We start from the raw sequence: 22,053 nt of genomic DNA, 5'->3' as shown, positions 1-22,053 counted from the left end.
ACCATGTACCCCGCCACTGGCGCTGGCGCGGTGATCGACGTCAGCCTGATGGACAAGCTCTATCTGGAGATGAAGATTCCGAATCCCAATCCTGGTCTTGGCGGCGGCAACCTGCCCACGGGCACGAAAACAACTCTGCGATCGGACAATACGGCGACGTCCAACCGGCTGTACATCGACAGCGTCGAAGTCGGGCAAGGCAAAACGGTGGACATTTTCACCGCCGTGCCATGCGGCCAACCCAGCGTGCAGGCCTGGGAAGACGGCGGCAACACGGTACCGGCTCCAGTGTCCAACGCCGACTTCTTCTATACCGTGACCGGCAAGTGCGCCTTCAACAAGCGGCCTTCGGAAACGGTGCTCATACAATAGGCCGGCGGTCATAGCGGGGCGCGCCGCAAAAGAGACCTCCTATCGCATCGTCCCATCACAAACGCCGCCCGGCCTTCGGGCGGCGTTGTCGTTTGGGCCGCTGTCGCGGCGACTCGATCGTCCCTGGGGGATCGCGCTGGCGGTGAAAACCGGGGCGAACCGATCACGAAGCAGTGATGGCTGTAACGAAGTCTCAGGTCGCGGCGAAGAGCTGATGGGATCGCCATTTCCGGCGCGCCACCAACTCCAGAGGAGACCAGCATGACCGACTTCACCCGCCTGACGCTGCCGGCGCTTGCCTTCGCGCTTTGCTCGACGGCGCTTTTCGCCGGTGGCATCGCCCGCGCCGAGGATGCGATGAAGCCCGCTGACCCGATGGCCACCGATGCCATGAAGCCCGCCGATGCCATGGCCACCGACGCGATGAAGCCGGCCGACCCGATGGCCGCCGAAAAGATGAAGGACTGCATGGACAAGGCAGCCATGGAAACTGACGCGATGAAGAAGGACGAGGCAACGAATGCCTGCGACGCGATGGGGATGGCCAAGTAGGTCTTGTCGGCCTCGGCAGTCCCTGGCCGTCCCTGTCCAGGTCGGGGACGGCCTTGGCGGCCCGGCGCGGGCAACCTGCGCCGGCGCAGCAATCCAAAAACGCACGGCCCGATATGCACGGCAATGTGAGACGCCGGCTGACCCAAATGTTCTATAGTCACAACACCATCATGGGAGATCAGACATGACCGGTATTCGAGAACCTGTTGCGAGGTGGTCGACGAGCTTCGTCAGGAGCGCGCTTGCGGCGCTGATGCTCGCGGCGGCCGGCGCCGCCTTGTGGCAGACGCCGGCGATCTCGGCCGAGGCGGCGGTGGTGATCCCGCCGCCGGCGATGGACGAGGAACCCGCCGGCGGCACCGAGAAGGCGGTCTTCGCCGGCGGCTGCTTCTGGGGCGTGCAAGGCGTGTTCCAGCACGTCAGGGGCGTGACCAGCGCCGTCTCCGGCTATGCCGGCGGCGGCAAGGACACCGCCGTCTACGAGACGGTCGGCACCGGCCGGACCGGGCACGCCGAAGCCGTCGAGATCACCTACGAGCCGACAGAGGTGACCTACGGCCAGTTGCTGCAGGTATATTTCTCGGTCGCGCACAACCCGACGCAACTGAACTATCAGGGTCCGGACCGCGGCCCCCAATACCGTTCGACGATCTTTGCCGAAAGCGACGCCCAGAAGAAGATCGCCGAGAGCTACATCGCCCAGCTCGACAAGGCCAAAGTGTTTCCGGAGCCGATCGTGACCACGCTGGAGACCGGAAAGCCGTTCTATCCGGCCGAGGACTATCACCAGGACTTTTTGACGCTGAACCCGACCTATCCCTACATCGTCTACAACGACCTGCCCAAGGTCGAGAATTTGAAGACGCTCTTTCCGGATCTCTACAGCGAGAAGCCGGTGCTGGTGCTGGCCGCCAACAAGAGCTGATTTTCTTTTCGCGGGCGGCGGACGGCGACGCCTGCCCATCAGACGTCGGCGGGACAGCGCCCCCCTCTGTCCTGCCGGACATCTCCCCCACTTGGGGGGAGATCGGCAGCTTTGCCATCCCGCCCTTCCTTCAACGTTGGAGATTGGCGAAGGCCGAGGTGACATCCAATCTCCCCCCTCGTGGGGGAGATGGCCGGCAGGCCAGAGGGGGGCGTGAAGGATCGCCGGCGTTGCTGTGCAGCGGTTCTTGTCGTTGTCCCAAAACCGCTGCGCACTTTTGGGCGACATGGATTATTGCACGCCCAGAAATTGCCTGAGCTCCGGCGTCCTCGGGTTGGCGAAGACGTCCTCGGGGGCGCCGATCTCGTGGACGCGGCCCTGATGCATGAAGACGACGCGCGAGCAGACATCGCGGGCGAAGCGCATCTCATGGGTGACCATCACCAGCGTCATGCCTTCCGCAGCCAATTCCTTGACGACGGCCAGCACTTCGGCAACGAGCTCGGGGTCGAGCGCCGAGGTGATCTCGTCGCATAGCAGCGCGATGGGCTGCATGGCGAGCGCCCGGGCGATCGCCACGCGCTGTTGCTGGCCGCCGGACAATTCGTCCGGCAATGCGTCGAACTTGTGGGCGAGACCGACGCGGTCGAGCATTTTACGCGCGACCGCTTCGGCGTCCTTTTTTGGCGTCTTCTTCACCACCATCTGCGACAGCATGACATTGCCGCCGGCCGTGAGATGCGGGAACAGGTTGAATTGCTGAAAAATCATGCCGACCTTCAGGCGCAGCGCCTTGAGATGAACCTCGTCGGGCAGGAACTGGGCGCCGGCGACGACGATCGAGCCTTCATCGATGGTCTCCAGCCCGTTGATGCAGCGCAGCAGCGTCGACTTGCCCGAACCGCTCTTGCCGATGATGGCGACGACCTCGCCCGGCGCGATGTCGATGGAAATCCCCTTCAGCACCTCATTGTCGCCGAAGCGCTTCTTCACCTCAGTGATTGCGATGAGCGACATTGAGCTTCCTTTCCAGGAGCTGGCTGGATTTCGACAGCGGCCAGCACAAAGCAAAGTAGATGAGCGCGACCAGGCCATAGACGGTGAACGGCTGGAACGTGGCGTTGGTGACGATCGAACCGGCCTTCGACAATTCGACGAAGCCGATAATGGAGGTGAGCGCAGTGCCCTTCACCACCTGCACCGAGAAGCCGACCGTCGGCGGCACCGCCACCTTCAGCGCCTGCGGCAGGATGACGTAGCGCATCTGCTGGAGATAGCCCATGCCGAGGCTGGCGGACGCCTCCCACTGGCCCTTGGCGATGCTCTCGACGCAGCCGCGCCAGATCTCGGCGAGGAAGGCGGCGGTCCACAGGATGAGCGCGACACAAGCGGCAAGCCAGGCGGGAACGTCGATGCCGAACAGGCCAAGGCCGAAGAAAGCGAGAAAGAGCTGCATCAGGAGCGGCGTGCCCTGGAGCAGCTGGATGTAGCCGCGTGATAGAAGCCGTGCCCAACGCCGGCCGCCGATGCGCAGGAAAAGCAGGGCCGCGCCGACGATGCCGCCACCGATGAAGGAGACCAGCGAGAGGACAACGGTCCAGCGGGCGGCCAAAAGCAGGTTACGCAGGATGTCCCAGAAGCTGAACTCGGTCATGGCGCATGTCTCATCGCGACGCCTTTCTCAGGAACAGCATCCAGCCCAGGCCAGCCAGCATCTGGCGCAGCAGGATCGCGAGGGCCAGGTAGATCAAGGTAGAGACGATGTAGGTTTCGAAGGCCCTGAAATTGCGCGACTGGATAAAGTTGGCGGCGAAGGTCAGGTCCTCAGCGGCGATCTGCGAGACGACGGCAGAACCAAGCATGACGATGACGATCTGCGACGACAGCGCAGGCCAGATGCGCTGCAGCGCCGGGACCAGAACCACGTGCCAGAAGGTCTGGAACGGGGTCATGGCGAGGCTGGCGCCGGCCTCGAACTGGCCGCGTGGCGTGGCCTGGATGCCGGCGCGGATGATCTCGCAGCTGTAGGCGCCGAGGTTGACGATCATGGCGAGGTTGGCCGCGCTCAGTTCCGACATCCTGATGCCAAGTGATGGGAGGCCGAAGAAGATGAAGAACAGCTGGATCAGAAAGGGCGTGTTGCGGATCAGCTCGACATAGGTCGCGACGACGGGTTTCAGCCATTTCGGCCCGAGGGCGCGCACCCAGGCGCAGGCTATGCCCAATGCCACGCCGAACACCGCGCCGATCAGGATGAGCTGCACGGTGATCCGTATGCCCTTGAGCAGCACTGGCAGAGAATCGATCAGCCAGCCGAAATCGAACTGATAGGTCATGGCTTGCTGTCTGACCTAAACCACACGCGGCGGGCGGCGATCACAGGTCAGCCGGCAGGTCCACCTTCAGCCATTTTTGCGAAATCGCGTTCAGGGCGCCGTCGGACCTGGCGGCGGCGATGATCCCGTTGACCTTGGCCATCAACGCCGGCTGCTCCTTGTTCATGCCGATGTAGCAAGGCGAGTTCTTGATCAGGAATTTGAGCTCGGGCCGCTTGGGCGGGTTCTTTTCGATAATGGCGGCGGCGACGACATTCCCGGTCGCGATCACCTCGACCTGGCCCGAAAGGAAGGCTGAAATAGTGCCGTTATTGTCCTCGTAGCGCTTGATCTCAACGCTCGCGGGCGCGACCTTGGTCAGTTCGAGGTCTTCGATCGCGCCGCGGGTGACGCCAATGGTCTTGCCGGCGAGGTCTTCCGCCTTTGCGACCGCGACATCCGCCGGAGCGAACACGCCGTTGTAGAAGGGGGCGTAGGCCTCGGAGAAGTCGATGACCTTCTCGCGATCGGGATTCTTGCCGAGGCTGGAGATGACCAGGTCGACCTTGTTGGTCTGAAGATAGGGAATGCGGTTGGCGCTGGTGACCGGGACGATCTCGACCTTGGCGCCGAGCTTTTCGCCAATCAGATTGGCGATATCAATGTCGTAGCCTTGCGGCGTCATGTCGGCGCCAACACTGCCGAAGGGCGGGAAATCCTGTGGAACGGCGATGCGGACGGTGCCCCGCGCGCCGATGTCGCTCAAGGCGTCAGCCCGCGCCCGCGAAGACGGGGCCATGGCCATCCCGACCACGGCGGCCAAGGCCAGCATGCACATATTGCGACGGTTCATTATTTTCCCCTTTGACTGGACAAAACCAATTGGTCGCCAGGGCAAAGCAACAGACATGCCAAACCATCGAAATCGGCGGGAATCGGGCTTCCCCTGTAGGATTGGATAAGGCCGCTTTCGCGACCCATGCCGCCCGACTGGCAGGTTGCCTAAATATTGTGCAGATAATTCTTGTGGCGGATTTGGCGTCGTGCGGAGCGGACGGTCCGCTATGCCGTCCCTTTGCGCCACGGCAGGCTCCAGCGCAGCTTTTCCGGCGTGGCCCCGGCCGCAGTCGATGTCGGGGCGGGCTTCGTCTCGCGAAAATGCGCCGAGCCCTGCGGCGGATAGGCGTGGGTGTTGTTGAGGGCGAGCTTCTCGATCTGGCTGAAGTCGGGGAAAGGCAGGTTTTCCGCCTCGCGCCAGTCGCTGACCCGTTTTTCGGCCGCGATGCGTTTTTCCTCGTCGGCCGGCAGATCGGCGGCGGTGTACTCCAACTGCGAGGGGAAGGCGAACTGCGTGCCGGCATCGTCCATGATGTTGATGATGGACAAAAGGATGTCCTCCCGTATGGCGAGGAACTCGGACCCGTCCGCCGTCATGACATAGGTCGACACCTCGATGTCGAGCGAATAGGGGCCGAAGCCGACAAAGCGCACGTGACACGGATCGTCGATGACGCGCGGATGCGCGATCAGCAGCTTGCGCAGCTCGGCCAAAGTATAGCGCAACTGATCGGGCGTGGTCTCGTAGCGCAATTGCAGCGTCGTCGCGAAACGGGTGCGGTCGCGATGCGCGTAATTTTCGATCTGCATGCCGGCGAAGTCCGAATTGGGCACCGAGATGACTGTGCGGTCGGGCGATCTTATGCGGGTCGAGCGCATGCCGATATGCTCGATGGTGCCCGACTGTCCGCCGAACTTGCAGAAGTCGCCGACGCTGACCGGCCGGTCGGCGTAGAGCGTGAGGCCGGAGAGGAAATTCTGCAGCGTCGGCTGCGCCGCCAGCGCCACGGCGAGGCCGCCGATGCCGAGGCCGGCGATGACGCCTTCATAGGGGATGGCAAGCACTTCGGCCAACAGCAGGAAGGCGACGACCAGCACGGCCACGCGGGCCACGCCGGTGGACAGCGAGATCAGCGTGTCGTGATAGCCGGGCACCTGCCACATATTGCGGTAACGATCGGCGATCCTGCCGATCAGATGCCAGACCACCGGAACGAAGCCGATCACGATCAGGCTCCAGGCCACTGCCTTCACTGGTGCTGCGACCACTTGCGGCAGGCCAAGCGGGCGCAATGCCACCAAAAGGAAAAGACCGAGGAAGATCGCGCGCACCGCCCATTCGACGACGCGTAAGAAACCCGACCGCTGCGAACGGTTCTGACTGGGCGCAAAAAAGGAAATGACCGCATTGGCGATGAAGCCGAAGGCAATGCCGGCCAGCACTGCGAGGCCGAGCATCCACCATTGCCAGCGCTCCATCGGTCCGGCGCGGGTGAGCAGGCGGGGGCTGATCTCGCGCGCCAGGCCACGCGTGGCGAAGAACGGGTCGTTGCTGGCGAAAGCGGCGAATTCCGGCGCCACCGGGACCTCTTCCACATCGGCATAGAGCGTGCGGATGTTGGCGAGCGTCTCGGGCGTGAATTGCCAGATCTTGCCGTTGCCGGTGCCAGCGGGGTCCGTTTCCACCGGGCCGATGACGATGTTGCCGGACGGATGCTCGAAATAGACATAGGGCGCGTTGCTTTTGGGATCGTCCGGAATTTCCTGCCAGTAGACATAGCCGATACGATCGATGACCTTCTTCAGATAGCGCTCGAGAAGGACCGCCTCGTCGGCGCGCACGGCTGGAGTGTAATCGCGCAGATCAAGCGCCGCCTGTGCCGGGTCGCCGGCCTCGGTGACGCCGCTGAGCAGCACCTTGAACGCATCGCGCGGCGAGGCAAGCTTGCTCGGACTGTCGACCATGTCGACGGCTTCGCCGCGGGCCGCCTGGAATTCGGCGAGCTTGGCCTGGAGCGGGCCGAGCGGCGGCCCGACGATGAACCACTCGCCTTGTCTGCGGCGGAAGGTGACGTCGAAGGAGACGTTGGTGCCATATTGCTGGAGCTTGGCGCTCACCTCGTCGCCCGCGATCGCGTCATGCGGCAGGCTCCAGAGGCGGAAGGTCGCATTGTCGATGACATTGAACAGAAGCTTGGTGTAGTCGGGCATGTTGAGGCCGCCACGGTCGGCGTCGGCGACATCGACCAACCCGGCCGCTCGGGCGGCGAGGCCCATGCCGCCGCCGGTTGCGCGCGGCACATTGTCGGCGCCGCTCTCGTTCATCGCCTGCAGGAACGAGCGCATGGTCGTCATCGGGCTGGTCTGGTCGACACGGATCTCCTCGACGGCGCTGACGCGCACGCCTGTCCACCATTCGGCAGTAGCGGTTTCGAAGCGCCCCATGAAGCTCTCGCCGTCGGGCGACTGAACGAAGAGGAAAGCGCCCTGGCGATTGCCCTCGAACCAGCGTCCGACAAGCTTTTCACCTTCGGCCTTTGCCTCGATGCGGCCATTATAGAGCGGGTAGACGCCCTTCACCTCGGCGCCGGTCTGCTCGAACGTGATCTCGGCGCCGCCGCCGCGCCATTTCGTGTCCCAAACACCGGTCCAGTTGGCACCGGTCCAGTTGGCCGTTTCCTGGGCATGCGCCGGCTGCAGGAACGGCAGCAGGCCGGCCAAGGCAAGCGCCGCGATCAGAGCGATCATGCGGATCAGGACCAAGGCCACTCGATCTGATGCGACGGGGACACCGCTCATTGCATTGTCCTTCTTCTCGCCCGCGCAGCAGGGGCCGGACTGTCGAAGAAGGGTTATTGCCCCGGAAGATGAATATTCTATTTCCGCTGGGTCATGGGAACACCGCCGGATCGCGGCGCTTGCCGGTCAATCGTACGTCAGATCCGTCGCCTTGCCGCCGAAGACGCGATAGGCATAGAACGAATAGAAGATGATGATCGGCAGCACGACGACCGTGCCGGCCAGGATGATGGCGAGGCTTTCGGGCGCCGACGCCGCCTGCCAGATGGTCAGCCTGTCGGGCACGACGAAGGGATAGAACGACCAGGCTAGGCCGGCAAAGCCGAGCGTGAAGATGGCGGCCAGCGTCAGGAACGGCATAAGCGCATGGCGATCGTCCGCCTTCGGCAGATGGAAGGTCTGCCACCACAGCCACCCGAACAGCACCGCCGACAAGATCGGCAGCGGCGACAGATAGAGCATGGCGGGCCAGACGAACCATTTGTCGAAGATACGCGGGCTGGCGAGCGGCGTGGCCAGTGAGACGGCGACCATGCCTAGCGCGGTCAGCACCAGCGCCCTGCGCAGCCAGAGCACCGCCTTCTTCTGCAGGTCGCCTTCCGTTTTGTAGATGACCCAAGCCGCGCCCATCGCCGCATAGGCAGCGGCAAGGCAGAGCGCCACCAGCGCGCCGAAGGCGATGCCCGCCAGGCCGAAATCGAGCCCGAGCACATAGACGCCCAGCATGTAGCCCTGCGCCAGCGAGGCAATGACGGAACCGAGCAAGAAGATGCGGTTCCAGCGGTGCTTCCTGCCGGCCGGCACCTTGGCGCGGAAATCGAAGGCGACGCCGCGCAGGATCAGGCCGACCAGAAGCAGGAAGACCGGGATATAGAGCGCGCCGAGGATGAGCCCGTGCGCCAGCGGGAAGGCAACCAGCAGCAGGCCGACGGCCAGCACCAGCCAGGTCTCGTTGGCATCCCAGAACGGGCCAATCGCGGCGATCATGGTGTCCTGCTCGGCATCCTCGGCCACTGCGAACAGGATGCCGATGCCGAGGTCGAAGCCGTCGAGGATGACGTAGATCAGGATGGCGAGGCCCATCAGGCCGGCGAAGATCAAAGGGAGCAGGGTCGGCCAATCGAAGGTCATCACCGTTCTCCTGGTTGGGCAACCGGCTGCGACAGCGGAGCGTCGAGAACGCCGGGCAGCGGCGAGGCGTCGCCGTCCTTCGCTGCCTTCAGCGCCAGATGCACCAGCACGCCGAGATAGGCGATCAGAAGCAGCACGTAGAGGATGAGGTATATCGCAAGCGTCAGTGCGACATGGCTGCCGGCGACCGGGCCGACGGCATCGACAGTTTTCAGCACGCCGGTGACCAGCCAGGGCTGGCGGCCGATCTCGGTGGTGTACCAGCCGGCCAGCGTCGCCAGCCAGCCGGACAACGCCATCGGAACCATTGCCAGGGCGAGCGGCTTCGGCAGGCTATGACGACGCTTGAGGAAGAAGGCCGCCGACCAGGAGACGACAAGCATCAGAATGCCGGTACCGACCATGATGCGGAAACCCCAGAACACCGGGAAGACCGGCGGATGATTGCCGGGATAGTCGTTCAGCCCCGGCACGACCCCACTGGCGCTGTGCCTGAGGATGAGGCTGGCCCCGTCGGGGATGGTCAGCTCGAATTTGTTCTCCTTGGCCGCCTCGTCGGGAAGCGCGAAAAGGACCAGCGGCACGTTGGGACCGGTGTTCCAGTTGGCCTCCATGGCGGCGATCTTCTGCGGCTGATGCTCCAGTGTGTTGAGGCCATGCTGGTCGCCGGCGAAGATCTGGATGGGGATCAGGATCGCCGCAGTGAAGACACCGGTGCGCAATGCCTTCCACATCGATTCCGAGCGGTCGCCATAGAGATAGCGCAGCGCCGACAGGCCGGCGATCAGGAACGAAACCGTCAGGCCGGAGGCAAGCAGCATGTGGACGAGCCGGTAGGGCATGGACGGATTGAAGACGATGGCCCACCAGTCGACGGCGTGGGCGACCCCGTCGCGCATCTCGAAGCCGACCGGCGTCTGCATCCACGAATTGAGCGCTATGATCCAGAAGGCGGACAGGGTGGTGCCGCCGGCCACCAGCACGGTTGCCATTGTGTGGATGCGGTTGGAGACGCGGCGGAAGCCGAACAGCATGATGCCGAGGAACGCTGCCTCGAGGAAGAAAGCGGTGAGGATCTCATAAGCGAGCAGCGGGCCGGCTATGTTGCCGACGGTCTTCATGTAACCCGGCCAGTTGGTGCCGAACTGAAAGCTCATGGTGACGCCCGAAACCACGCCCATGGCGAAGGACAGCGCGAACACCTTCACCCAGGTAAAATAGGCGCGCATCCAGGCGGAATCGCCTGTGGCGTTATAGCGAAGCTTGAAGAACAGCAGCATCCAGCCAAGCGCAATGGTGATAGCCGGAAACAGGATATGGAACGAGATATTCGCGCCGAACTGAATGCGCGAAAGGATGAGCGGGTCCATAGCGGGTTCCGGCTGCTGCTTATGTGGCGGAAGATAGGCCGGATGCGCCGAACGGTCAAAGCGGCGTGGCGTCACGCGAGGCGGAACGCCGCAGGACGGGATTATTCATCCCTGATCCTGGACTAGATGATCTGTGGGTTGGTTGGTCATCACGGTGAACGTTCCGACCCGCTTGGACCGCAAGGTTCCGAGCTTTGTACTTGTTGAGCCGTTCATCCGTTTCGGACAGGAAAAGGCTCGCTTTTCCGTCTGCGGCGGCATTGCCGACCGGTGCGGCTCTGCCTTGTATCGCCTGGTGAACAGACCGGCGTGCGACCGCACGACTGCGGCAGGGGTGGATGCGTCTTCGCGGGCCAATGTCCAGAACTGTCAGGAGTGCCATTGACTTCCGGCTGCGCGCACCGACATTCAGCGGATTAAAATCAACAGACCTCTTTCAAGCAGCCGTTTTTCAGCCATGCCCTCCATCATTTCCATTTCCGGGGTCACCAAGACCTACGCTACCGGTTTCAAGGCGCTGAAGGAGATCAACCTCGATATCGAGCGCGGCGAGATCTTTGCGCTGCTCGGGCCGAACGGCGCCGGCAAGACAACGCTGATCTCGATCGTCTGCGGTATCGTCAACCGCTCGTCGGGCACGGTCACCGTGGACGGCCGCGATATCAGCCGGGATTATCGGGCTGCGCGCAGCCTGATCGGGCTGGTGCCGCAGGAACTGACCATCGACGCGTTCGAGAGCGTATGGGCGACTGTCAGCTACAGCCGCGGCCTGTTCGGCAAGCCGGCCAACCCCGCCTTCGTCGAGAAGGTGCTACGCGACCTGTCGTTGTGGGACAAGAAGGACGCCAAGGCGATCACCCTGTCCGGCGGCATGAAGCGGCGGCTGATGATCGCCAAGGCGCTGTCGCACGAACCGAGGGTGCTGTTCCTCGACGAGCCGACAGCCGGCGTCGACGTCGAGCTGCGCCAGGACATGTGGGCGATGGTGCGCCGGCTGCGCGAGGATGGCGTAACCATCATCCTGACCACGCACTATATCGAGGAGGCCGAGGCGATGGCCGACCGCGTCGGCGTCATCAATCGCGGCGAGATCGTGCTGGTCGAAGACAAGGCCGAACTGATGCGCACGCTTGGCCGCAAACGACTGTTGCTGGAGCTACGCAGCCCGCTCGCCGCCATACCCGAGACGTTTTCGTGTTATGCGCTGGAGCTTTCGCCGAACGGTGATCAACTGACTTATACCTATGACAACCAGAGCGAACGGCCGGGCGTCGCCTCGCTGCTCCGCGACCTCGAGACGGCCGGCATCCAGTTCCGCGATATCGACACGCAAAACAGCTCGCTCGAGGAAATCTTCGTCAATCTGGTGAGGAAGGACGCATGAACCTGCGAGCAGTCTGGGCGATCTACAAGATGGAGATGGCGCGCGCCTTTCGGACCGTGCTGCAGAGCATCGTCTCACCGGTCATCTCGACATCGCTCTATTTCGTCGTCTTCGGCTCGGCCATTGGCTCGCGCATCACCGAGATCGACGGCATCAGCTACGGCGCCTTCATCGTGCCGGGACTGATCATGCTGTCGCTGCTGACGCAGTCGATCTCCAACGCCTCCTTCGCCATCTATTTCCCGAAATTCGTCGGCTCGATCTACGAGTTGCTGTCGGCGCCGGTGTCCTATCTGGAGATCATCGTTGCCTATGTCGGGGGTGCGGCGACCAAGTCGATCATACTCGGCCTGATCATCCTGGCGACCGCGTCACTGTTCGTGCCGCTGACCATCGAGCATCCGTTCTGGATGCTCGCCTTCCTGGTGCTGACGGCGGTGACGTTCAGCCTGTTCGGTTTCATCATCGGCATCTGGGCGAGGAGCTTCGAGCAGCTGCAGCTGGTGCCGCTGCTGATCATCACGCCGCTGACCTTCCTTGGCGGCAGCTTCTATTCAATCGACATGCTGCCCGGCATCTGGCGCACGGTGACGCTGTTCAATCCTGTCCTCTATCTGGTCAGCGGCTTTCGCTGGAGTTTCTACGGCAAGTCCGACGTGTCGATCGGCATCAGCCTCGGCATGACCGTCGTTTTCCTGCTTATCTGCATAGCGATCGTCGCTTGGATTTTCAGGACCGGCTACCGGCTGCGGAACTGACCCCGCCAAATCGGTCAAATGGCCGCTTTCAAATGGACTTGACCAAGCGGAGCAGCCCCAGCATCCCGACGAAGGTCCCCTTGCGGAAGGCGACGTAGGTCGGCTCCTCGATGCCGTGGAAGCGGCGTTTGAAAGCAGCCTGCCCCTGCAGGTTGAACTTGCGGCGATTGATCCATGGCGAACCATAGGCGCGCTGGAAAGAGGTGCGCCAGAAGTCGCTTTCGGCAAATCCGCTGGGTCCGATGTCGACAAGCGGCGACAGGCCGAGCGTGACGACGGAGATGCCTTGCTCGCGGAAGCGGTCGACCGCGAATTTGGTCAGGCCGATCTCGGCATGCGGCGTGGCATCGACGTGCTTGCGCTTGAACGAGGTGGTGTAGCCGATCACCTCGCCGCCGCTGAACAGGGGATCGAAGTCGAGCAAGGCCACGAGCTCGCCATTGGGGCCATGCAGGACGAAGCGGCGCATGTCGACGCCGAGATGATCGCTGAAGGGACGGTTGAGGAAGGCCATCTCCCATCGCTTGACGATGCGGTCCGCCCGCCAGTTCTGCGATAGCCGCTGGATCTCGTCGAGAAAGATGGTCCGCTTGTCCTCGGCAAAGGAAAACCCCTTCTTCAACAGCCAGCGCTCGGAATAGCGCACGGTTTCGTTGCGCTTTCCGGAAAAATCATGGGCGGGCAGGACCAGCCGCGTATCCACGCCGAGACGATTGACCTGGTATCCGAGCCCGGCGAGCACGCGCGCCGTCTGTTCGCCGATCTGCACGAACCACGGGTTACCGGCGGCCTCGACGAAACGCCTGATGTAGTCGGGCCGATCGGGCGGGTGAGCCACCGGGTCGCCAAGCGCGAAATGGTGCTTCATCTTGGTGCCGAAGGCGATGTAGCCGTCAGCGTCGCCGAAATAGGAAAGGTTGCGCTGGACGGCGGTCGAATAGGCGAGCGAAAAATCGCCATGCCGGCGCACCAGCGCCAGGCGCTCGACATGCGTCAGCTCCCGCCGCTCCACCTTCGGCGCTGCGCCTTCGAGCAGGCGGTCGAAATGAATGCGCAAGGAGGGCATGGTCGAGTTCCGCGTGCCGCGCTTCGCTATTGGGAATACCCGTCAGCCCACGGGCTTCGAATCATTGGGCGGTCTGACTGTCGGTCATATCGCGCATGTCCCCTTTGGAGCGCAACCGGCGTGGTGAGCACCGATGAATTGGTGGCAGCGAGAACGGAACGGAAGCCCATCAATCGGGCATAAACTGGCAATTGGGCATAAAAAGGAGAGGCTTCGGTCGCGCCGAAACCCCTCCTTCACGATTTGTCAGCGTGGACCTTGGAGCGAGATGTGCTCTAGAGCGCCTCATCGTTTCACGGAAACGCCGAACCGCTCTATCTCTTTGTTTTTGCGCAATTCCGGACGGAAAACCGTTTCACACTTTTCCTGGAATTGCTCTAGACCGCAATCTTGCCGCCGCCCTGTTTGGTGATGGCGACGACCGACGGCCGCACCGGCATGTCGGGCTTGAAGTCGGGCCAGCGGGTCGACAAGTCCTCATAGTAAGAGGGACGGCCAAAAGGCTCCCAGTCTTCGCCGCCATCGGCCGGATGCTGGACGGCGACGAAAGCGGTCTGGTCGTCCGGCGTGAATAGCGGGCCGCACATTTCGGCGCCGATCGGCACGCGGAAGAACAGCTTTGATGTCGCCCGCGCCTCGCCTTCGGTGTCGACCGCCCACAGGCCGTCGGTGCGGCCGGTCGCCTTCGGGCCCTGGCCGTCAGTCGAAACCCAGAGCCGGCCGGCCGCATCGACGGCGCAATTGTCCGGCATGCCGAACCAGCCATTGGCGGTCGTTGCGGTCGAGAAGGTGGCGCCGACTTCGGCCACGGCGGGGTCGCCGCATTTCAACAGCACTTCCCACTTGCCCTTGGCAGCAGTGAAATCGCCGCCGTCCTCGACGATCTCGATGATGTGGCCGAAGGCGTTTTCGGCGCGCGGGTTGGCGGCGTCGACCTGGTCGGCCTTGCGTTTCGAATTGTTGGTCAGCATGACGTAGACCTTGCCATTGGCGGCATTGGGTTGGATATCCTCGGGGCGGTCCATCTTGGTGGCGCCGAGCAGGTCGGCGGCACGGCGGGTCTCGATCAGCACGTCGGCCTGGCTGGCAAAGCCGTTCTCGGCGGTTAGCGGACCCTGGCCAAAGACGACTGGCAGCCATTCGACCGACCCGTCCTCGGCGAATTTGGCGACATGGAGCGTGCCGTCGTCGAGAAGATCCAGGTTGGCGGCACGGTCCTCGGCGTTGAATTTGCCTGTGGTGACGAATTTATAGACATAGTCGAAACGCTCGTCGTCGCCGAGATAGAAGACGACACGGCCATCCTTGGCGACGATCGATTCAGCACCTTCATGCTTGAAGCGGCCCATGGCGGTGCGCTTCTTCGGCGTCGAAGTCGGATCGTTGACGTCGACCTCGACGATCCAGCCGAAGCGGTTGGCCTCGTTCGACTCCTTGCCGAGGTCGAAACGGTCGTAATGCGCCGCCCACTCATAGGCGCCCTCGGGAATGCCCAGGCGCTTGTAGTTGGCCGCTTCCGCGTGACCGGCCGGCAGTTCGCCCGAGAAATAGCCGTGGATATTTTCCTCGGCCATGACATAGGTGCCCCAGGGCGTGACGCCGCCGGCGCAATTGTTGACGGTGCCAATGACCTTGGTGCCGGTCGGGTCGGCATTGGTCTTGACGCGGTCGTGGCCCGCGACGGGGCCGGACAGCGCGATCTCGGTGTTGGAGGTGATGCGGCGATTGAGCTTGCCGTCGCGCACCACCTGCCATTTGCCTGATACCTTGCGGATCTCGACGATGGTGCCGCCATGCGCGGCCATCTCGACATCGACCTGTTCCTTGCTCAGCGGCGCCTGCTTGGCCTCACCATCGACGATGGTGACGAGGCCCGGGAACATCAGATGCGGGTTGGTGTATTCGTGGTTGACCACCAGCAGGCCATGCTCGGCCGAGCCGTCGAGCGGGATGTAGCCGACATAGTCGTTGTTGTAGCCAAACTGTCTTTCCTGGGCCTGCGCCGACTGTTTAGTCGGATCGAATTCCGGCGAATCGGCAAACAGCGGATCGCCCCAGCGCAGCAGCACGTCGGCGTCATAGCCCGGAGCGACATGATGCTTGTCGTCGACACCTGCCTCGACCTCGTCGAACGTGAAGGCCGAGCCGCCGGCGGCGCGGGCATCGTCGGCGAGGATCAGCGCGAGCGGGCTGACGGTGACGGCGATGGCGGTTGCCGCGAGCGATCCCTGTAGAAAACCGCGGCGCGAGAAACGCGCGGCGATGATCTCGCCCATCGTCTTGTTGTCAGTGGGATTGGTTCCTGGCCCATCGTTTTCCTCGAGCAGACTGGTGCGGAACTGGGCGTCGGGGGAGCGATGTTCGGTCGAGCGATGTTCAGTCGAGCGATGTTCAGTCATGGGGGGCTTGCCTCTGGCTTCTTTGGGATGGCTGGAGCGTCTTGCTTGACTGACCGCGTATCGCCGGGAGATCACAGTTTGATGACGTTGCCGGCCAATTTCCAGCCCCGATTTCATGTCCATGATCAGCCCCGCTTGACCGCGACCGATGCTTCGGAAACAAGATCTGCTGCAGGCGCGGAAGCACCGCTTCGAGAGGGACAAAAAGTGAGTTTTTGGGGACTGGGGCAGCTCGGCATTTCTACAGTGATCTTCCTGCTGGCGGCGACGGCGGCGAAGCAATGGGGACTGGCGCCGAGCCTCGGCAAGATCGTTCTGACCTTGGCGCTCTATTCGCTGGGCAATCTGATCATGCTGAGGCTGATCCGTGAATTCGGCATGTCGGTGTCTTTCAGCCTGTCGGCGGTGATCCAGCTGGTGTCGGTGAACGTCGTGGCCCTGGTCTTCTTCGGCGAGCGCGTCAATGCGTTGCAGGCGACTGGCATCGTGCTCGCCGTCGCAGCTGTGGCGCTGATAACGCTCGGACCCTATCTGCAAAAATTGTAATTGCGAGGGTCGATGAAGAATACCGCAAACAAGTTGCTCAACTGGATCGAATTCCCGGTGCTGCTGGCCGGACTGGTCATCGCCGGCGGATTGTGGGGGTTCGAGGAGCTGATGGAGGTGGCGCGAGACACCACGCCGCACGCCTTCGATACGGAAATCCTGCTCGCTTTCCGTGAAGCGGGCCAGCCTGACAATCCGATCGGACCGCCATGGCTGGAAGGAGCGATGCGCGACCTCACCAGCCTCGGCAGCGCCAGCGTGCTCGTGCTGATCACTGCTGCGGTGATCGTTTATCTGCTGCTGATCCACAGACCGGGACCAGCGTTTCTCGTTTTCGTGGCAGTGGCGGGCGGGCAGGCCCTGTCGAGCACGCTGAAGCTCGGAATCGACCGGCCGCGCCCCGATCTGGTCTCGCATCTCGCCGACGTGGCGACGCTTTCGTTTCCGAGCGGCCATGCGATGCTGTCGGCGGTGACATATTTGACGCTGGGCAGCATGGCGTCGCGCTTCCTGCCTGGGCGAACGACCAAAATCTATGTGCTGGCACTTGCCGTACTGACGACATTGCTGGTCGGCATCAGCCGCGTTTATCTCGGCGTTCATTGGCCGTCCGACGTGCTGGCCGGGTGGTGCGCCGGCTTCGCCTGGGCGATGCTATGCTGGCTGGCCGCATGGGCGTTGCAGCGATGGCGCGGGCAGACCGACGCCTGAACGACGCCGCGGCTAATTCTCCTCGAAAATTCTCGACAGCCGAGGGCCTGCTGTCCCAGCTGGCGCGCCGGCTCTGCAGGACACAACCAGTCTTGGTGCGTGCATGTCTGACATATGCATCATGATGCTTGAGCCATCACAATGATAGTATTATACATGGGAATGCAGACTCAGACGGGGGTTTTTAGCCGATGATCACTGCCGCGCAGATGCGCGCCGCAAGGGCGCTGGCCGGCATCGATCAGAAGACGCTCGCCGAGCGCGCCGGGGTTTCGCTTCCAACCATTCAGCGCATGGAAGCGAGCGACGGCCTGGTCAGGGGCGTGGTCGATACGCTGATGAAGGTCATCCAGGCCCTCGATGGGGCCGGCGTGGAACTGATCGGCGAGAACCAGGCCAGCGAGCGCGGTGGCAGGGGCGTGCGCCTCAAGCCGGTCGTGCCGCGGAACCCGCCGGGCTGAGCCGACAAAGTCGCGACGGCGACCGCCGACAGTCCTGCCGACGATCCCGCCGCCTTCTTGGTTTTATGCATGCCCCAAAACCGCTCAGCATTTTTGGGCGACATGCATCAGGAGCGGAAGGTAGTCCATGGATCGAACCCGGCGGGCAATTCATCAACCGGCCCAAAGTCCGGCAAAGCCGGCATTTTCCGAACTGTTCACACCGAAGCTGGTGACGGTGCTGCGCGAGGGCTATACGCTTGGGCATTTCAAGGCCGATGCGATCGCCGGATTGACCGTGGCCATCGTGGCGCTGCCGCTGTCGATGGCGATCGCGATTGCTTCCGGCGTGACGCCGGAGCGCGGCCTGTTCACCGCCATCGTCGGCGGTTTCATCGTCTCGGCGCTCGGCGGCAGTCGCTTCCAGATAGGCGGTCCAGCCGGCGCCTTCATCGTGCTGGTGGCGGCGACGGTCCAGCGCGAAGGCATCGATGGGCTGCTTCTGGCGACGATGATGTCCGGCATTTTCCTGCTCGCCATCGGCTATCTCAGACTCGGCACCTATATCAAATTCATCCCCTACCCGGTGACCGTCGGCTTCACCGCGGGCATCGCCATCATCATCTTTTCCGGACAGATCGTCGAACTGTTCGGGCTGAAGCTCGCCGGCAACGAGCCCGGGCCACTGCTGCCGAAGCTCGTGGCGATCGGTGAGGCCGCCGGCACGCTCAACATCTCGGCGACGCTGGTGGCGGTGCTGACCATCGCCACCATTGTCGGGCTGAAGCGGTGGCGCCCCGGCTGGCCGGGCATGCTGATCGCCGCCGGGCTCGCCTCGCTGGTCGTGGCGCTGCTGGCGCTGCCGGCGGAAACGATCGGCACGCGCTATGGCGGCATTCCGCGCAGCCTGCCTTTTCCGGCGCTGCCGGCGCTCAGCCTCGACAAGGCGATCGCGGTGCTGCCGGACGCCGTTGCCTTCGCGCTGCTCGGCGCCATCGAATCGCTGCTGTCGGCCGTGGTCGCCGACGGCATGACGGGACGTCGGCACCGCTCCAATTGCGAACTGGTGGCGCAAGGGTTCGCCAACATCGCTTCCGCCCTGTTCGGCGGCATCTGCGCCACCGGCACCATTGCCCGCACCGCGACCAATGTGCGGTCTGGCGCGCACGGGCCGGTTTCGGGCATGTTGCACTCGCTGTTCCTGCTTGTCTTCATGCTGGTGGCGGCGCCGCTGGCCAGCTACATCCCACTCGCAGCTCTTGCCGGCGTGCTGGCGGTGGTGTGCTGGAACATGTTCGAAAAACAGGCTTTTGCCACCCTGCTGCGCGCCTCACGCGGCGACGCACTGGTGCTGATGGCGACCTTCCTGATCGTCGTGTTCCGCGATCTTACCGAAGGCATCATCGTCGGCTTCGCGCTGGGCTCGATCCTGTTCATCGACCGTATGGCCAAGAGCATCGCCGTGGAGACCGACCTGCCGCTGGTGCAGGACGATGTCGCTGACGGCAGCAACGGTGGCGGCGCCTATGATTCCAGCGAGGCGAGCGACGCCGATACCGTCGTCTACCGGATCTCTGGCGCATTCTTCTTCGGCGCCGCTTCGACCGTCGGCACGGTGCTGGACCGCATCGCCGACCAGCGCAAGAACTTCATCCTCGATTGCTCGGCGGTGCCGTTCTTCGATTCGACGGCCGCCAACGTCATTGAGGGTGCCGCCCACAAGGCGAGGCGCGCCGGCGTCCGCTTCATAATAGCAGGCGCTTCGCAGCAGACACGGCGCATGCTGATCAAGCACGGTGTCAAGCGGCCGCTGGTGACATTCGCCGCCTCGATCAGGGACGCGCGGGCGCAACTGGCAAGGAAGACGGAGGCGGAGTAACCGCCGACCGGAATAGCCGGTCGGCGGTCAATCGCTGGGGAAGCTCAGTCGAGGGAGAGCGCCGCGACTTCGCCCTCGTTCATCTGCGGCACATAGATGGTCGACTTGCCGTCGGTGCCGATGTCGGCGCTGCCCGGCTTGAAAGTCGCGACTGCCTCAGGCTTGCCGCCAGCCTTGTAACGGTAGAGCGTGCCGGCCATGTAGGCGGTGGCGTAGACGCTGTCGCCGACGACAATGACACCGTCGAGGTTGGCGAATTTTTGCGCGCCGGGCAGGTGCGAAACTGTCCTGGTGGCGAGATCGACCGAAAGCAGGCCGCCCGGCTCCGCGGTGCTGAAATCCGGCTTGATGCCCTTGCCCCAGGACGCGACGATCAGCCGGCCACCATCGGCGAAGATACCATTTGGCGACGCAAGTGCCGCATCCCTGACGAACAGTTCCGGCCCGCCGTCGTCGAGGCGGTAGATCGCGTCGGCCAGCATGTCGGTGACGTAGATTTTGCCGGAAGCGTCAGTGGTCATGTCGTTGAGAAAGACGGTATTCGGCACATCGATGGTCGACACGAGCTTGCCGTTTTCGAGATTGACGACGCGGATTTTCGTGATGTCGGCGACATATAGCTTGCCGCCGGATATGGCCATGCCCTTCGGCGCGTCCATGCCGTCGGTCCAATGCTGAGCAACCATCTTGCCGTCCAGGGACAGGATTGACAGATAGCCGTTGCCGTCAGCTTCGCCGGGATTGCCGATGATATTGGAGACGATGATGCGCTTGCCGGCAGCGTCGAAGAACGCCGTTTCCGGCTGTTCGAGGCCAGTGGCGCGCCAGATTTCACCGGCCCGAGCGGCAGGCACGATGGCGATGCCGATGATGGCGAGAAGTGTCGAGGTGATCAGGGTTTTCATGGCTGGTTCTCCTGTAGTGATGGCGGAGAACTAGGGTTCTTGATACTTTTCGGGAAGAACGATTGCAGCTAGTATCGAAGATCGATACGAAACCACCCAAAAGAGGTGCATCGCATGAATGGCCTGATCTTCGAGGCGCTGAAGCGGACGCTCAAGGCAAAGGGCGTCACCTATCGCGTGCTTGCCGAGCGCATGGGCGTTTCCGAGCCGACGGTGAAGCGAATTTTCCACGAGCGCAACTGCAAGCTCGACCGGCTGGTGGAGATTTGCGCCGCTGCCGGCGTGGAACTGGAAAACGTGCTCGGCTCTATGAACAGGGGACCGGGGCCGGCCAACCACATCGCGTCGGACATCGAGCGCAAGCTCGCCAGCCGGCCGGCGCTGCTGTTCATCTTCGTCATGCTCTCCGAGAAATTCACGCCCGAAGGCATCATGCGCTCACAAGGGTTGAGCGAGGCCTCGATGTTCCTCTATCTGCGTGACCTCGAGGAGCTGGGCCTGGTCGCGCTTGGCCGCGGCCTGTCGGCCAGGTTGCTGGTCGAGACGCCGATCCAGTGGAATTTCGAAGGGCCGCTCAGGCCGCTGTTCGAGATGACCAACAAGAATTTTATCGGCTGGGCGATCACGCATCTGGAGCGGGAGGCGACCTTCGTCAGCTTCTCCAGGCGGATGCGGCCGGAGACGGCGGAAATGGTGAAGCGTGAGGCGGAGGAGCTGGCGGAACGCGTCAAATTGCTTGCCCATCACGATCAGCACACGACGCCCGAAGACGGGCTCACCGGTTACAAATGGACGTTTGCCTTTGGCGCGACGCCGTTCCCGGCGATCATGCCGATCGGGCCGCACCCGCGAGATGCCGGGGTGTCCGACCGGCCCGTCGCTCCTGCAAAGGGACGCCGTGCTTTGCCGGCCTGACACAGCCAATCATCCCGAGCAGGATTGTACCTGGCGGCTTGTCGCGCACCACTCCGGCGGCGCCGACTGCCACCATTTTTGGTGACCTGAACTGGGAAGCCTCCGCCTGTCCTGCTTCAGTTTCCACGATGATCTTTTGTCCGGACACTTTTTACTCTTTGCAGCCGCGCTTCAAAAATGAAACCACATTCATGGTAGAGTTCGCGCACTGATTTGCCAGTAGAGGGCGGGTTTGCCGAATGCGTGACACGTCCCCGTGAAATCGAAGTGATCCTATGCCGACGGCGCCAACACTTGAACTTCGCCGCTATTCGCGCCTGAAAAATTTGCGGGAGCGCGCAGAACGCCAGGGTGCTGCATTGCAGTTCTGGGCGCGTACGGCATCGCTCGCCGTGATCTCCTGCTTCTTTTCATCGATCAGCCGCTGGGATGCCTCGCTGCTCTTCGTGCTGGCGGGCCTCGTGCTGTTCCAGCTCGTCGGCCTGATCCAGTTTCTCTTTGCGCGCCGTCGCAACGCGCCATGGTGGATCGGTTACCTCGTGGGTACGCTGGACATCATTCTGCTGACCGTTCTGCTGGTAACGCCCAACCCGTTTTCCCTGGAGGTCGCGCCGGCCGCGATGCAACTGCGCGAGGGCAGCTTCAAATTCCTGCTGATTTTCGTATGCCTTGGCGCGCTGACCCTTTCGACACGATTGGCGCTCTATCTCGGCGCGCTCGCGGCCTTGACGTGGGCGATCGGGGTGGGG

19 protein-coding genes and 2 pseudogenes are annotated in these 22,053 nt (G+C 63.0%); 11 read left to right on the top strand and 10 right to left on the bottom strand.

Annotation, left to right across the window (positions count from 1 at the left end; genetic code table 11):
• The 3 genes and pseudogenes from EOC94_RS32010 to msrA form a co-directional block, all read left to right on the top strand.
• Positions 1 to 372 (top strand): annotated as a pseudogene (locus EOC94_RS32010) (hypothetical protein); the annotation flags it as partial.
• A gap of 261 nt (positions 373 to 633) precedes the next feature.
• Positions 634 to 924: a pentapeptide MXKDX repeat protein gene (locus EOC94_RS32005; RefSeq protein ID WP_127295535.1), complete on the top strand. Its 291-nt coding sequence runs from the start codon at positions 634 to 636 to the stop codon at positions 922 to 924.
• Positions 925 to 1,108: 184 nt separating this feature from the next.
• Positions 1,109 to 1,849 (top strand): peptide-methionine (S)-S-oxide reductase MsrA, encoded by a 741-nt coding sequence (gene msrA, locus EOC94_RS32000; protein WP_127295533.1) that lies wholly within the window; start codon positions 1,109 to 1,111, stop codon positions 1,847 to 1,849.
• Between the two features lie 291 nt (positions 1,850 to 2,140).
• Here msrA and EOC94_RS31990 read toward each other — a convergent pair whose 3' ends face one another.
• The 7 genes from EOC94_RS31990 to EOC94_RS31960 form a co-directional block, all read right to left on the bottom strand.
• A complete protein-coding gene (locus EOC94_RS31990; RefSeq protein WP_127295531.1) occupies positions 2,141 to 2,866 on the bottom strand; it encodes an amino acid ABC transporter ATP-binding protein in 726 nt (241 codons plus the stop codon).
• Positions 2,844 to 3,503 (bottom strand): amino acid ABC transporter permease, encoded by a 660-nt coding sequence (locus tag EOC94_RS31985; RefSeq protein WP_127206063.1) that lies wholly within the window; start codon positions 3,501 to 3,503, stop codon positions 2,844 to 2,846. Before EOC94_RS31985 ends, EOC94_RS31990 begins: the two co-directional genes overlap by 23 nt.
• 10 nt (positions 3,504 to 3,513) lie before the next feature.
• Complete coding sequence (locus tag EOC94_RS31980; RefSeq protein ID WP_095484687.1) at positions 3,514 to 4,185, bottom strand: amino acid ABC transporter permease; 672 nt, start codon at positions 4,183 to 4,185, stop codon at positions 3,514 to 3,516.
• A gap of 40 nt (positions 4,186 to 4,225) precedes the next feature.
• Entirely contained in the window at positions 4,226 to 4,996 is a 771-nt protein-coding gene (locus tag EOC94_RS31975) for a transporter substrate-binding domain-containing protein (protein WP_245465699.1), read from the bottom strand.
• A 230-nt stretch (positions 4,997 to 5,226) separates the two neighbouring features.
• The gene (locus EOC94_RS31970; protein WP_127295529.1) at positions 5,227 to 7,800 is read right to left on the bottom strand and encodes a mechanosensitive ion channel family protein; all 2,574 of its coding nucleotides are present in this window, start codon (positions 7,798 to 7,800) and stop codon (positions 5,227 to 5,229) included.
• A 126-nt stretch (positions 7,801 to 7,926) separates the two neighbouring features.
• Positions 7,927 to 8,931, bottom strand: a complete 1,005-nt coding sequence (locus EOC94_RS31965; protein ID WP_126104183.1) for a cytochrome d ubiquinol oxidase subunit II — start codon at positions 8,929 to 8,931, stop codon at positions 7,927 to 7,929.
• On the bottom strand, positions 8,931 to 10,301 hold the full coding sequence (locus tag EOC94_RS31960; RefSeq protein WP_095484690.1) for a cytochrome ubiquinol oxidase subunit I: 1,371 nt from the start codon (positions 10,299 to 10,301) through the stop codon (positions 8,931 to 8,933). Before EOC94_RS31960 ends, EOC94_RS31965 begins: the two co-directional genes overlap by 1 nt.
• A 457-nt stretch (positions 10,302 to 10,758) precedes the next feature.
• Here EOC94_RS31960 and EOC94_RS31955 point away from each other — a divergent pair, with 457 nt between their 5' ends.
• A complete protein-coding gene (locus EOC94_RS31955) occupies positions 10,759 to 11,685 on the top strand; it encodes an ABC transporter ATP-binding protein (RefSeq protein ID WP_127295527.1) in 927 nt (308 codons plus the stop codon).
• A complete protein-coding gene (locus tag EOC94_RS31950; protein ID WP_095484692.1) occupies positions 11,682 to 12,443 on the top strand; it encodes an ABC transporter permease in 762 nt (253 codons plus the stop codon). The genes EOC94_RS31955 and EOC94_RS31950 overlap by 4 nt, the downstream gene beginning before the upstream one ends.
• 28 nt (positions 12,444 to 12,471) lie before the next feature.
• On the opposite strand, the gene EOC94_RS31945 is transcribed toward EOC94_RS31950, so the two are convergent.
• Both EOC94_RS31945 and EOC94_RS31940 read right to left on the bottom strand, forming a co-directional pair.
• On the bottom strand, positions 12,472 to 13,509 hold the full coding sequence (locus tag EOC94_RS31945; protein WP_127205162.1) for a phosphatidylglycerol lysyltransferase domain-containing protein: 1,038 nt from the start codon (positions 13,507 to 13,509) through the stop codon (positions 12,472 to 12,474).
• 377 nt (positions 13,510 to 13,886) lie between these two features.
• Complete coding sequence (locus EOC94_RS31940; protein ID WP_127295525.1) at positions 13,887 to 15,908, bottom strand: PhoX family phosphatase; 2,022 nt, start codon at positions 15,906 to 15,908, stop codon at positions 13,887 to 13,889.
• Positions 15,909 to 16,115: 207 nt separating this feature from the next.
• Between EOC94_RS31940 and EOC94_RS31935 the strand changes: the two genes are divergently transcribed.
• The 4 genes from EOC94_RS31935 to EOC94_RS31920 all read left to right on the top strand — a co-directional run bounded on the left by EOC94_RS31935 (position 16,116) and on the right by EOC94_RS31920 (position 19,484).
• Positions 16,116 to 16,454, top strand: coding sequence for a hypothetical protein (locus tag EOC94_RS31935; protein ID WP_095485095.1), 339 nt, complete (start codon positions 16,116 to 16,118; stop codon positions 16,452 to 16,454).
• Positions 16,455 to 16,466: 12 nt separating this feature from the next.
• Complete coding sequence (locus tag EOC94_RS31930; RefSeq protein ID WP_127295523.1) at positions 16,467 to 17,165, top strand: phosphatase PAP2 family protein; 699 nt, start codon at positions 16,467 to 16,469, stop codon at positions 17,163 to 17,165.
• A 191-nt stretch (positions 17,166 to 17,356) separates the two neighbouring features.
• Positions 17,357 to 17,626 carry a helix-turn-helix transcriptional regulator gene (locus EOC94_RS31925; RefSeq protein WP_127295521.1) on the top strand — a complete coding sequence of 90 codons (270 nt, stop codon included), beginning with the start codon at positions 17,357 to 17,359 and terminating at the stop codon, positions 17,624 to 17,626.
• Positions 17,627 to 17,753: 127 nt separating this feature from the next.
• Entirely contained in the window at positions 17,754 to 19,484 is a 1,731-nt protein-coding gene (locus tag EOC94_RS31920; protein ID WP_127295519.1) for a SulP family inorganic anion transporter, read from the top strand.
• A gap of 44 nt (positions 19,485 to 19,528) precedes the next feature.
• On the opposite strand, the gene EOC94_RS31915 is transcribed toward EOC94_RS31920, so the two are convergent.
• Complete coding sequence (locus EOC94_RS31915; RefSeq protein WP_127295517.1) at positions 19,529 to 20,389, bottom strand: ATP/GTP-binding protein; 861 nt, start codon at positions 20,387 to 20,389, stop codon at positions 19,529 to 19,531.
• A gap of 114 nt (positions 20,390 to 20,503) precedes the next feature.
• On the opposite strand from EOC94_RS31915, the gene EOC94_RS31910 reads away from it, so the two are divergent.
• Both EOC94_RS31910 and EOC94_RS31905 read left to right on the top strand, forming a co-directional pair.
• Positions 20,504 to 21,304: a helix-turn-helix transcriptional regulator gene (locus tag EOC94_RS31910; protein ID WP_127295515.1), complete on the top strand. Its 801-nt coding sequence runs from the start codon at positions 20,504 to 20,506 to the stop codon at positions 21,302 to 21,304.
• Between the two features lie 275 nt (positions 21,305 to 21,579).
• Positions 21,580 to 22,053 (top strand): annotated as a pseudogene (locus EOC94_RS31905) (adenylate/guanylate cyclase domain-containing protein); the annotation flags it as partial.

The organism is Mesorhizobium sp. M6A.T.Ce.TU.016.01.1.1, assembly GCF_003997065.1.
GTDB classification, from domain to species: domain Bacteria; phylum Pseudomonadota; class Alphaproteobacteria; order Rhizobiales; family Rhizobiaceae; genus Mesorhizobium; species Mesorhizobium mediterraneum.
This window is presented reverse-complemented; position numbering and strand designations above follow the sequence as displayed.

Coding starts and splice junctions, on each gene's coding strand:
- EOC94_RS31960 (WP_095484690.1), bottom strand. CDS start 10,301: ATGGACCCGCTCATCCTTTCGCGCATTCAGTTCGGCGCGAATATCTCG.
- EOC94_RS31990 (WP_127295531.1), bottom strand. CDS start 2,866: ATGTCGCTCATCGCAATCACTGAGGTGAAGAAGCGCTTCGGCGACAAT.
- EOC94_RS31945 (WP_127205162.1), bottom strand. CDS start 13,509: ATGCCCTCCTTGCGCATTCATTTCGACCGCCTGCTCGAAGGCGCAGCG.
- EOC94_RS31940 (WP_127295525.1), bottom strand. CDS start 15,908: ATGACTGAACATCGCTCGACTGAACATCGCTCGACCGAACATCGCTCC.
- EOC94_RS31975 (WP_245465699.1), bottom strand. CDS start 4,996: ATGCTGGCCTTGGCCGCCGTGGTCGGGATGGCCATGGCCCCGTCTTCG.
- EOC94_RS31970 (WP_127295529.1), bottom strand. CDS start 7,800: ATGAGCGGTGTCCCCGTCGCATCAGATCGAGTGGCCTTGGTCCTGATC.
- msrA (WP_127295533.1), top strand. CDS start 1,109: ATGACCGGTATTCGAGAACCTGTTGCGAGGTGGTCGACGAGCTTCGTC.
- EOC94_RS31920 (WP_127295519.1), top strand. CDS start 17,754: ATGGATCGAACCCGGCGGGCAATTCATCAACCGGCCCAAAGTCCGGCA.
- EOC94_RS32005 (WP_127295535.1), top strand. CDS start 634: ATGACCGACTTCACCCGCCTGACGCTGCCGGCGCTTGCCTTCGCGCTT.
- EOC94_RS31950 (WP_095484692.1), top strand. CDS start 11,682: ATGAACCTGCGAGCAGTCTGGGCGATCTACAAGATGGAGATGGCGCGC.
- EOC94_RS31915 (WP_127295517.1), bottom strand. CDS start 20,389: ATGAAAACCCTGATCACCTCGACACTTCTCGCCATCATCGGCATCGCC.
- EOC94_RS31985 (WP_127206063.1), bottom strand. CDS start 3,503: ATGACCGAGTTCAGCTTCTGGGACATCCTGCGTAACCTGCTTTTGGCC.
- EOC94_RS31980 (WP_095484687.1), bottom strand. CDS start 4,185: ATGACCTATCAGTTCGATTTCGGCTGGCTGATCGATTCTCTGCCAGTG.
- EOC94_RS31925 (WP_127295521.1), top strand. CDS start 17,357: ATGATCACTGCCGCGCAGATGCGCGCCGCAAGGGCGCTGGCCGGCATC.
- EOC94_RS31955 (WP_127295527.1), top strand. CDS start 10,759: ATGCCCTCCATCATTTCCATTTCCGGGGTCACCAAGACCTACGCTACC.
- EOC94_RS31910 (WP_127295515.1), top strand. CDS start 20,504: ATGAATGGCCTGATCTTCGAGGCGCTGAAGCGGACGCTCAAGGCAAAG.
- EOC94_RS31965 (WP_126104183.1), bottom strand. CDS start 8,931: ATGACCTTCGATTGGCCGACCCTGCTCCCTTTGATCTTCGCCGGCCTG.
- EOC94_RS31930 (WP_127295523.1), top strand. CDS start 16,467: ATGAAGAATACCGCAAACAAGTTGCTCAACTGGATCGAATTCCCGGTG.